10 protein-coding genes (1 of these 10 only partly in view) are annotated in these 10,509 nt (G+C 60.8%); 7 read left to right on the forward strand and 3 right to left on the reverse strand.

Annotated features, from left to right (window positions below):
* Positions 1-6: 6 nt before the first annotated feature.
* Both HV822_RS11885 and HV822_RS11890 read right to left on the reverse strand, forming a co-directional pair.
* Positions 7-276, reverse strand: a complete 270-nt coding sequence (locus tag HV822_RS11885; protein WP_238870262.1) for a TfoX/Sxy family protein — start codon at positions 274-276, stop codon at positions 7-9.
* Between the two features lie 159 nt (positions 277-435).
* Positions 436-1,980, reverse strand: coding sequence for a bifunctional aminoglycoside phosphotransferase/ATP-binding protein (locus HV822_RS11890; RefSeq protein WP_238870264.1), 1,545 nt, complete (start codon positions 1,978-1,980; stop codon positions 436-438).
* Between the two features lie 122 nt (positions 1,981-2,102).
* Between HV822_RS11890 and mrcB the strand changes: the two genes are divergently transcribed.
* The 3 genes from mrcB to HV822_RS11905 all read left to right on the forward strand — a co-directional run bounded on the left by mrcB (position 2,103) and on the right by HV822_RS11905 (position 5,488).
* Complete coding sequence (gene mrcB / locus HV822_RS11895; RefSeq protein WP_238870266.1) at positions 2,103-4,430, forward strand: penicillin-binding protein 1B; 2,328 nt, start codon at positions 2,103-2,105, stop codon at positions 4,428-4,430.
* Between the two features lie 63 nt (positions 4,431-4,493).
* On the forward strand, positions 4,494-5,162 hold the full coding sequence (locus HV822_RS11900) for a tetratricopeptide repeat protein (RefSeq protein WP_238873596.1): 669 nt from the start codon (positions 4,494-4,496) through the stop codon (positions 5,160-5,162).
* Entirely contained in the window at positions 5,159-5,488 is a 330-nt protein-coding gene (locus HV822_RS11905; RefSeq protein WP_238870267.1) for a YqcC family protein, read from the forward strand. The genes HV822_RS11900 and HV822_RS11905 overlap by 4 nt, the downstream gene beginning before the upstream one ends.
* A gap of 27 nt (positions 5,489-5,515) precedes the next feature.
* Here the strand turns inward: HV822_RS11905 and HV822_RS11910 are convergent, their stop codons facing one another.
* Positions 5,516-5,950 carry a DUF4124 domain-containing protein gene (locus HV822_RS11910; protein WP_238870269.1) on the reverse strand — a complete coding sequence of 145 codons (435 nt, stop codon included), beginning with the start codon at positions 5,948-5,950 and terminating at the stop codon, positions 5,516-5,518.
* A 677-nt stretch (positions 5,951-6,627) separates the two neighbouring features.
* Between HV822_RS11910 and HV822_RS11915 the strand changes: the two genes are divergently transcribed.
* The 4 genes from HV822_RS11915 to pssA all read left to right on the forward strand — a co-directional run.
* Complete coding sequence (locus HV822_RS11915; protein WP_238870271.1) at positions 6,628-8,358, forward strand: acetolactate synthase 3 large subunit; 1,731 nt, start codon at positions 6,628-6,630, stop codon at positions 8,356-8,358.
* Between the two features lies 1 nt (position 8,359).
* On the forward strand, positions 8,360-8,851 hold the full coding sequence (ilvN, locus tag HV822_RS11920) for an acetolactate synthase small subunit (RefSeq protein WP_238870272.1): 492 nt from the start codon (positions 8,360-8,362) through the stop codon (positions 8,849-8,851).
* A 50-nt stretch (positions 8,852-8,901) separates the two neighbouring features.
* The gene (ilvC, locus tag HV822_RS11925) at positions 8,902-9,918 is read left to right on the forward strand and encodes a ketol-acid reductoisomerase (RefSeq protein ID WP_238870274.1); all 1,017 of its coding nucleotides are present in this window, start codon (positions 8,902-8,904) and stop codon (positions 9,916-9,918) included.
* A gap of 128 nt (positions 9,919-10,046) precedes the next feature.
* Positions 10,047-10,509: the 5' portion of a CDP-diacylglycerol--serine O-phosphatidyltransferase gene (gene pssA, locus HV822_RS11930; protein WP_238870276.1), read on the forward strand. Its footprint extends 362 nt past the window's final position; 463 of the gene's 825 nt are visible here — the first part of the coding sequence; its start codon is at positions 10,047-10,049; its stop codon lies off the right edge, out of view.

The raw sequence follows: 10,509 nt of genomic DNA on the forward strand, positions 1-10,509 counted from the left end.
GGTCGCTTAATCGGCGTCTCCGGCCTGCGCCAGCTGCTCTAGCAACTGCCGTTTGTAGGTAGGTTCCAGGTCGTTCCAGTGCACATCTTGCAACGCGCCGGCAATGGCAAACAGCAATGCTTTGGATGCGTTGAAGCCGCGCGCGCGCACGGCCAGGTAGGCAGCTACCGGGCCAAGTTGGCGTAATTGTTCTGGGGTGTGGATGCCGGTGGCGTGCAGCCACTGACTGGAGGTCTTGCCCACATTGCGCAGGGCGAGCAGTTTATCGTCGTCCATGGCGGGCACCTCGCAGAATGCGGGCGGAGCTGGTCAGCGCTGCCGTTGGCAGGAGCAGGTCTGTTTGCTGCATGGTGTCGGGTCTGCTGTTGTTATTGGTATCCCGAAACCCAGTGTAGTCGGCGCTGTAGCACACGTACAGCGTCCGACTGGCGTGCCTTACAGACGCTGCTTAAGCTGGGCGGACAGGTCGCTCATGGCGTCTTCGCTGGCGGTGTCGACAGCAATGCTCAGGCCGCTTTCGTCGCTAGTCAGCGCTTCAAGCTCCTGCAGTTGGTGGCGCATCACCTCGATGCCCGCATCCGAGACGTCGGTCCCTTGCTGCTGACGGTCAGTCAGCCAGCGTTCAATCGTCGCTGGTGGCGCATCGCAATGCAGGATCAGGCAGGGCGCTCCCTGATCTTCGATCGCATCACGTACAAGCTGACGCTGACTTTGCTTGAGGTGGGTGGCGTCGACAATCACCGGGTAACCATTGGCCAGGGTTTGCGCTGCCAGGCTGGCCAGACGCTGATAGGTCTGCTCGCTGCGTGCCGGAGCGTACAGGCCAGAATCCAGGCTGGGGTTGTTGTCACTCCCGAACAGGCGCTTGCGCTCAACGTCCGAGCGTAGGCGAATGGCGCCTAGCTGCTCGACCAGCTTGACCGCCAGCGTGCTCTTGCCGCTACCGGAAACGCCAAAGGTCAGCAGGCCAAAGCGCGGCGCAACCGCGGTGTAGCTTTCAGCCAGCGCGGCGTAGCCATAGTAGCGCTGCATCACGTCGGCCCTTTGCTGCTCGCTCATCTCATCGTGCAGGCCAAACAGCGCAACTTTAGCGCGTACCATGGCGCGGTAGGCCTTGTAGTAATTCAGCACTGCCAGCCCCTGATAGTCGCCGGTGTGCTCCAGGTAGGCGCTGACAAACCGCTGGGAGAGGGCATGCAGGCCGCGGTCTTCCAGGTCCATGCTCATGAAGGCCACGTCGGCCATGACGTCGGTCCAGCGGAAGGCGTCGTTGAACTCGATGCAGTCGAACAGAGTCACCTGTCCATCCACCAGGGTGACGTTGTCCAGATAGATGTCACCATGGCATTCGCGGATCAGGCCGCCGGCCTTGCGCTCATTGATTTGGGGAATCAGCCGTTGGTGGGTAGTATTCGCCCACTGTTCCAGTGCGTCGAGCTGTTGCAGGTCTCTGGCCTCGCGCAGAAATGGCCGGATCTGTTCGAAGTTCTGGGTCACCGGGGCGTGAACCTGCTGCGGTGTACCGAACGGGGTATCGAGCCCGGCATGGTCGATCTGGCTATGGAAGCCTGCGAGCACGCCAGCCAGCTCGTCGATGTGACCGGAAGTGAGGCTGCCGTCACGTTGCAGGTTGCTGAGCAGGTCCTGTTGGCGAAACTGGCGAGTCTTGACCAGATACTCGATAGCCGGGCCGTCGCCGCCGAGCACCGGGGCCTCGGCGCTGCCGGTGACGGCGATGACGTCCAGGTACAGCTCGGGCGCCGAGCGGCGATTTAGGCGCACTTCTTCGTGACAGAAGTGCTTGCGCTGGTCGAGTGAGGAATAGTCGAGAAAGCCGAAGTTGACCGGCTTCTTGACCTTGTAGACGTAGTCACCGGTCAGCAGCACCCAGGAAATGTGGGTCTCGATCAAAGTAAAACCGCTTATCGGGTGGTCATACAGGTCAGGGTTCTGCAGCGCAGTTAACAGGGTCTGGCTCACGACGTTTCCTTGTTTGGTCGGCAATGCGAACATTATGCGGTCTGGCGGGTCACAGGCCAACCGCAGCAAAGGGCCTGGCATGGGTGTGCTCGGGTATCGAAAGGGGAATGACGTGAGGAAACATGGCTAACAAACGCAAGTCGCGGGGCAAGGGAAAGTCCGGCGGTCGCAGCCGCCTGTGGGGCTGGCTGCTCAAGCTCGGTCTGGTCGGCCTGGTACTGGTCGGGGCTTTGGCTGTCTATCTCGATGCCATTGTGCAGGAGAAATTTTCCGGCAAGCGCTGGGCGGTCCCGGCCAAGGTGTTTGCGCGCCCACTGGAGCTGTACGCGGGGCGCTCGCTCAGCCGCGACGACTTTCTCACCGAGCTCAAGGCCTTGGGCTACCGCCAGAGCAACGCGGCCAACGGGCCGGGGCAAATGGCGGTCGGCGGCAGCCGTATCGATGTGTACACCCGCGGCTTTCAGTTTTTTGAGGGCGCTGAACGCGCTCAGCGCGTGAGCGTGCGCTTTGACGGCAACCGCGTTGCTGGCATTAGTGGGGCGCAGGGTCTGGTCATGGCGCGGCTGGAGCCACTGCTGATCGGCGGTATTTACCCGGCCCATAACGAAGATCGCATTCTTATTCGTCTGGATCAGACGCCGCCCTATCTGGTCGATTCGCTGGTGGCGGTCGAAGACCGCGAATTCTTCCAGCACTTTGGCGTATCGCCGAAAGGTATTGCCCGCGCCATGTTCGTCAACCTTACCTCCGGCAGTCTGCGCCAAGGCGGCAGTACCCTGACCCAGCAGTTGGTCAAGAACTTCTATCTGACCGCCGACCGCAACATCATCCGCAAGGGCCTTGAGGCCATGATGGCGGTGTTGCTGGAGCTGCATTACAGCAAGGAAGAGATTCTTGAGGCCTACCTCAATGAGGTCTTCCTCGGGCAGGACGGCAACCGCGCGGTGCACGGCTTTGGCCTGGCCAGTCAGTATTACTTTGCCCAACCACTGCAGGAGCTGCAGCTGCACCAGGTTGCCTTGCTGGTGGGTATGGTCAAGGGCGCGTCCTACTACAACCCGCGCCGCAACCCCGAGCGGGCGACCACGCGACGCAATCTGGTGCTCGACTTGATGGCCGAGCAGGGCATGATCAGCGAGCAGCAGGCGACGGACGCCAAGAACAAACCGCTGGACGTGACCCGGGGCGGCAGTCTGGCCAATACCAGCTACCCAGCGTTTATGGACCTGGTAAAACGTCAGCTACGAGCTGACTACCGCGACGAAGACCTGACCAGCGAAGGCCTGCGTATTTTCACCAGCTTTGATCCCTTGCTGCAGCACAAGGCGGAAACCGCTGTGCAGGCGACCCTGAAGCGCTTTGGTGAAACGCCGGACAAGACGCCGCTGGAAGCTGCCATGCTGGTGACCGGTGCGCAGACTGGTGAGGTGCTTGCGGTGGTGGGTGGTGCCAACCCGCGTTTCTCGGGCTTTAACCGTGCGCTGGATGCATCGCGGCCCATTGGTTCGCTGATCAAGCCGGCGATTTACCTGAGCGCATTGGAAAAACCTGAGCGCTACTCGCTGATCACGCCGATCGACGACGCCCCCATTACCCTGGAGGCCGAGCCCGGCAAGACCTGGACCCCGCAGAACTATGACCGCACGAGCCATGGCCAGGTGCCGCTGTATCTGGCGTTGGCCAAGTCCTATAACCAGGCGGCGGTGCGCTTGGGCTCAGAGGTAGGTGTGGATACTGTGCTCAATACCGTGCGCCGGTTGGGGGTCGACCATGATTGGCCCGCCTATCCGGCGATGTTGCTGGGCGCCGGTGCCATGACCCCAATGCAGGTGGCGGACATGTATCAGACCATCGCTAACGGCGGCTTCAATACGCCGCTGCGCGCCATTCGCAACGTACTGACCGCAGAAGGCGAACCGCTCAAGCGTTATCCGTTCGAGGTGCGTCAGCGCTTCGACTCGGCAACCATCTACCTGACCCAGCAGGCCATGACGCACGTCATGCGCGAGGGGACGGGGCGCTCGGCCTACAATCAGGTGCCTTCGAGTGTCCGTCTGGCCGGTAAGACCGGCACCACTAATGATCTGCGCGACAGCTGGTTTGCCGGCTTCTCGGACGACCTGGTGGCGGTAACCTGGGTGGGTCGTGACGACAACGACCGCACGCGTCTGACGGGCGCCACCGGTGCGCTGCAGGTGTGGAATGCCTTTATGGGCGCCGCCCACCCGCAGAGCCTGGCGGATGTGCCGCCGGCCGAGATTGTCATGGCCTGGGCTGATCCTGCCACAGGGCTGGGGAGCGACCCATCCTGCGAGGGCAGTGTTGAGATACCTTTCCGTGCCGGCTACCAGCCGCTGCCAGGCCCGGGTTGCAAGCCGGTGATCGATACCGAAGTGATTCGTGACGGGGCCAATCGGGTGCTGGACACCATTCGCGACTGGCTGCGCTGAGGCGCTGCCAGTATGCTGTCGCCTTCGCCGCATAACGGATGAGAGAGGATTGAATAGATGGGCATCAGACAAGTCGCGCTACTCGGCGCTGTGATCGCCGTGCTGTCGGGTTGCGCAGGCTCCGGCGGCGCGATTCCGGTAGTGGATTCCGGCCGCCCGGTGTCCAATGAAGATATGCGTACCGGGGCCGGGCGCGTAACCACTCAGACTCCGCAAGCTCCGGCGGCGCAGTCCGATAGTGGCGTGGTGGTTATGGTGCCGGACGGGCAGGGTGGTTCCAGTGCGGTACAGTCCTATCCGCTGGACAATCAGCCGGCGATCTCCAGTAGTGGTGTCAGTTCGACGCCGATCAGTGGCAGCAGCGTCGGCTCCGCGTCCGCTAGTGGTGCGCTGCAGGCCGACGAGCAGTTGGATGGCCCGGTGCTGGCGCTGCTCACCACGGCGCGTCAGCAGGAAAGCAACGGCGACCTGAACGGTGCCAACGCCAGCCTGGAGCGCGCCATGCGCATTGCCCCGCGTGAGCCGCAGGTGCTTTATCGGCTCGCTCAGGTGCGCCTGAGTCAGGGTGATGCTGCTCAGGCAGAGCAACTGGCGCGACGTGGTCTGGCCTATGCTTCGGGGCGGCCGTCTCTGCAGGCGGGGCTCTGGGAGCTGGTCGCTCAGGCGCGCGAGCAGCAAGGTGACGCTGCGGGTGCCGAGCAGGCACGGCAACGGGCGCGTGTCTCGTTGTGAGCGCGTCGGCGGCACTTGCCGCTGCCTTGCAGGATCTCGAAGCTGAGTTGCGGCGCTGGGGCTTGTGGTCGGTAGAACCGCCGCTGGCGGAGCAACTGGCCAGTCAGGCGCCATTCTGCGCTGATACGATGGCCTTCGAGCAGTGGTTGCAGTGGGTGTTTATCCCGCGGATCAATCAGTTGCTGGCGAGTGGGGCGTCCTTGCCGGGCCCCTGTGCGCTGCGGCCCATGGGAGAACAGGCCTTTTTGCACCTGGGGCGCCGTCAGGCAGATTTGCTGGCGGTGCTGGCGCGTATCGATCGACACGCCAGCACGCTGGTCGACTGACAACGGGGCGCAACGCCCCGTTGGTGTTTACTGGCAATGCTCTTGCAGGTCAGCCTGCGCCTTGGCAATCATCGTCTGGCGCTCATCTTCAGCAATACGTTCTACCGTACCGTCGTCCAGCGTGCGACGCAGGCGCGGGTTGTTCTGCATGGTCGTCAGGTTGGCGCGCAGGGCGTTGCACCATTCCGCCAGCTTGGCCTGCTGCTCTGCTGTCGGTTGTGCTGCGGGGGCTGGTTCAGTTGGTTCGGCCGGCTCGGCGGAGTCGGAGCTGGCCTTCGGCGCGAGGCTGCCGGTCCCCAGCTCTGGGGCTGGCTTGACCTGCATGCGCTGATACTGGTCTTCGGTCGGTGGTTGCTGGCTGAACTGGGTCACGCCGTTTTCGTCTACCCAGCGATACAGTTGCGTCGCCATGGCGCTGCTGCAGGCCAGGCCGAGGACAGCGGTAATGATGATCTTGCGCATGCGTTTCTTCCTTGTTTTATCGCGGTGAACGGAGGCTGTGTTGCAGTATGGCAGGCTGTCTGTGGCAAAGGTATATCCCTTGGGAAGCACTGATCAATTCCACACGCCCTCTGCGAGTGCTCAAGCGTGCAGATGCAAGGCGCGATGTGAAGCCAATAGCGGCTCTATTGGCACACAGTGCAACGCCGCAGATGCATGCTTGAACGCTCGCCCTACGGGGCGTTCAGGCTGGGCCTTACTCTGCGTTGTGATTCCTCGACAGGCCCCGGCATGTCTTCGAAATCACGCCTTGAGTGCAGCCCAGCCTGAACGCCAGAGGGCACGCGGAATTAATCAGTGCTTCCCTTGCTAGGGGTTTTCTGCAACTTGGCTTGACTTGTCAGTCTCGAGTGTAAACAATTCGTGGTTCTCATAAGCCGCTGCATCCGGTGCTCACCCCCGTACCGAGGCATGCGGTTTTGTTGCTCATTCCGGGAGACGAAACCCGTCAACGCCCGGCCTGGCACCCGCACGCGCTACCTCGCGCTGGGTGAGGCAGTTCCGAAACAGCAGGAGCCGGCCTTCAAGCACGTAGTCAAGCTGATGCAGTACAACCACCGTTGTTCTGCGCTGCCGAGCAGTAAACAGGTATCCTGCTGCCCGCCCTTGGTGGGTGGCATGCTAGAGGTGATTCTAAAGTGGAGCTTTTATCCGGCGCTGAGATGGTCGTCCGCTCATTGCGTGACGAGGGTGTTAAATATATCTACGGGTACCCGGGTGGTGCCCTTTTGCATATCTACGATGCCATTTTCCGGCAAGATGACGTAGAGCATATTCTGGTCCGCCACGAACAGGCTGCTGCCCACATGGCAGACGGTTACGCGCGCGCCACCGGTAAGCCGGGGGTGGTGCTGGTGACCTCGGGCCCGGGTGCAACCAATACCGTAACCGGTATCGCCACCGCCTACATGGATTCGATTCCGATGGTGGTTATCTCCGGCCAGGTTGTGAGCAACATGGTCGGTTCCGATGCCTTCCAGGAAACCGACATGGTCGGCGTGTCTCGCCCCATCGTGAAGCACAGCTTCATGGTCAAGGACCCGCGCGAGATTCCGGAAGTCATCAAGAAGGCGTTCTACCTGGCGCAAACCGGCCGCCCGGGTCCCGTTGTCATCGATATTCCGAAAGACATGACCAATCCGGCGGACAAGTTTGAGTACAGCTATCCGAAGAAGGTCAAGCTGCGCTCCTACAACCCGGCAACCCGTGGTCATTCCGGTCAGATTCGCAAAGCGGTTGAGATGCTGCTGGCAGCCAAGCGTCCGGTCATGTACTCCGGCGGTGGTGTGGTACTGGGTGGTGCTTCGCGTCCGCTGACCGAGCTGGCCCAGGCGCTCAACCTGCCCGTTACCAACACGCTGATGGGGCTTGGTGCCTACCCTGGAACCGACCGTCAGTTCGTCGGCATGCTGGGCATGCACGGTAGCTACACCGCCAACCTGACCATGCATCACGCTGACGTGATTCTGGCTGTTGGTGCGCGCTTTGATGACCGCGTGATCAATGGTGACGACGCCAGCAAGTTCTGCCCGAATGCCAAGGTTATTCACATCGACATCGACCCGGCGTCGATCTCCAAGACCGTCAAGGCCGACATCCCGATTGTCGGCCCGGTTGAAAGCGTGCTTACCGAGATGCTCGCCATCTACAAAGAGATGGGCGAAACCCCGGATGCAGAAACCCAGGCCTCCTGGTGGAAGCAGATCGAGGAATGGCGTGGCGATGGTGACCTGTTCCCCTATGACAAGGGCGACGGCAGCATCATCAAACCGCAGGCGGTGATCGAGGCGCTGTGGGAAGTGACTGGCGGCGATGCCTTCATCACCTCCGACGTAGGTCAGCACCAGATGTTCGCGGCCCAGTACTACCGCTTCGATAAGCCCAATCGCTGGATCAACTCCGGCGGCCTGGGCACCATGGGCTTCGGTTTTCCGGCGGCCATGGGTGTGCAGCTGAACTTCCCGGAGGCGACGGTTGCCTGTGTTACCGGTGAAGGCAGTATCCAGATGAACATTCAGGAGCTCTCCACCTGCCTGCAGTACGACATGCCGGTGAAGATTGTTAACCTGAACAACGGTGCGCTGGGCATGGTCCGCCAATGGCAGGACATGCAATACAACAGTCGCTATTCGCATTCCTACATGGAATCGCTGCCGGACTTCGTCAAGCTGGCCGAGGCCTACGGTCACGTCGGTATCCGTATCACCGACCCGAAAGACCTCAAGAGCAAGCTGGCCGAGGCCTTTGCGATGAAGGATCGCCTGGTGTTCCTCGATATTGCCGTGGATACCAGCGAGCACGTATACCCGATGCAGATTCGTGGTGGTGCGATGCGAGATATGTGGCTGAGCAAAACGGAGCGCACCTGACATGAGACACATCATTTCCGTTCTTCTGGAAAACGAGCCGGGCGCGTTGTCTCGGGTGGTTGGGTTGTTCTCCCAGCGTAACTACAATATCGAGACCCTGACCGTGGCGCCGACGGAAGACCCGACCCTGTCGCGTCTGACGCTCACCACGGTTGGCCATGATGAGGTGGTCGAGCAGATCACCAAAAACCTCAACAAGCTGATTGAGGTGGTCAAGCTGGTGAATCTGTCTGAAGGTGCGCACATCGAGCGCGAGCTGATGCTGATCAAGATCAAGGCGACCGGCGCACAGCGTGCCGAGGTCAAGCGCACCACCGACATCTTCCGTGGCCAGATCGTGGATGTCTCGCCCAGCGTGTACACCGTGCAGCTGACTGGGACCAGCGACAAGCTGAACAGCTTCATTGAGGCCATCGGGCCGACATCGGTACTTGAAGTGGTACGTACCGGTGTGTCGGGTATTGCCCGTGGTGAAAAGGTTCTGAGTATCTAAACTAATTGATCGCGGGCCAGGCGGCCCGCACAAGTAAGCAGGGGAACTTCATGCAAGTCTATTACGATAAAGATTGTGATCTGAGCATCATCCAGGGCAAGAAAGTTGCCATCATCGGTTACGGCTCGCAGGGCCACGCGCACGCCTGCAACCTGAAAGACTCCGGTGTTGACGTGACCGTCGGTCTGCGTCCTGGTTCCAGCTCCATCGCCAAGGCTGAAGCACATGGTCTGAAAGTCAGCGATGTACCGGCCGCTGTAGCAGCTGCCGACGTGGTCATGATCCTGACCCCGGACGAGTTCCAGTCTCAACTGTACAAGAGCGAAATCGAGCCGAACCTGAAGCAGGGCGCTACCCTGGCTTTTGCTCACGGTTTTGCTATCCACTACAACCAGATCGTGCCGCGCGCTGACCTGGACGTCATCATGATTGCTCCCAAGGCACCGGGCCACACCGTGCGCTCCGAGTTCGTTAAGGGCGGCGGCATCCCCGACCTGATCGCGATCTTCCAGGACGCGTCCGGCAACGCCAAGAACGTAGCCCTGTCCTACGCCAGTGGTGTGGGCGGCGGTCGTACCGGCATCATCGAAACCACCTTCAAGGACGAGACTGAAACCGACCTGTTCGGCGAGCAGGCTGTTCTGTGTGGTGGTGCGGTTGAACTGGTCAAGGCCGGCTTCGAAACCCTGACCGAAGCGGGTTACGCACCGGAAATGGCCTACTTCGAGTGTCTGCACGAGCTGAAGCTGATCGTCGACCTGATGTACGAAGGCGGCATCGCCAACATGAACTACTCCATCTCCAACAACGCCGAGTACGGTGAGTACGTGACTGGCCCCGAAGTCATCAACGATGAGTCTCGCGCGGCGATGCGCAACGCACTCAAGCGCATTCAGAGCGGCGAATACGCCAAGATGTTCATCGCTGAAGGCGCTCACAACTACCCGTCCATGACCGCTGCCCGTCGTAACAACGCCGCGCACCCGATCGAGCAGGTAGGTGAGAAGCTGCGCGGCATGATGCCGTGGATTGCTTCCAACAAGATCGTCGACAAGTCCAAGAACTGAGTCGGTCGGTCTGACCAAGAAAACGCGGCCTGGGGCCGCGTTTTTTTATGTCTCGCTGCGGAGCTGACTGGTTATTTGCTTGCCAAATTGCCACACTGTTCAGTCCGGCAATGTTGCAAGGTAATCCCATGACAGAGCATCAGAACAACCCAAAAGACACCGAGGCAGAGGGCGCGCATACGCTGTTGCCGATTGATGAGCACGTCGAGGAGGTGCCCGGGCCCGATGGCAACAAGGTTCGCCACAAGGGCATTTATCTGCTGCCAAACCTGTTTACTACTGCGGCGCTGTTTTCTGGCTTCTACGCCATTGTCAGTGCAATGGACGGCAACTTTACCCATGCGGCAGTAGCCATTTTTATCGCCATGGTACTCGATGGCCTGGACGGTCGCGTCGCGCGGCTGACCAACACCCAGAGCGCATTCGGTGCCGAGTATGATTCGTTGTCGGATATGGTTGCCTTCGGTATCGCGCCGGCAGTGGTTGTGTTCAGCTGGGCGCTGACTGACCTGGGTAAGGTCGGTTGGGTGTTCGCCTTCATCTACGTCGCGGGTGCGGCGCTCAGGCTGGCGCGCTTCAATACGCATATTG

This window comes from Halopseudomonas maritima (assembly GCF_021545785.1).
Lineage (GTDB): Bacteria > Pseudomonadota > Gammaproteobacteria > Pseudomonadales > Pseudomonadaceae > Halopseudomonas > Halopseudomonas maritima.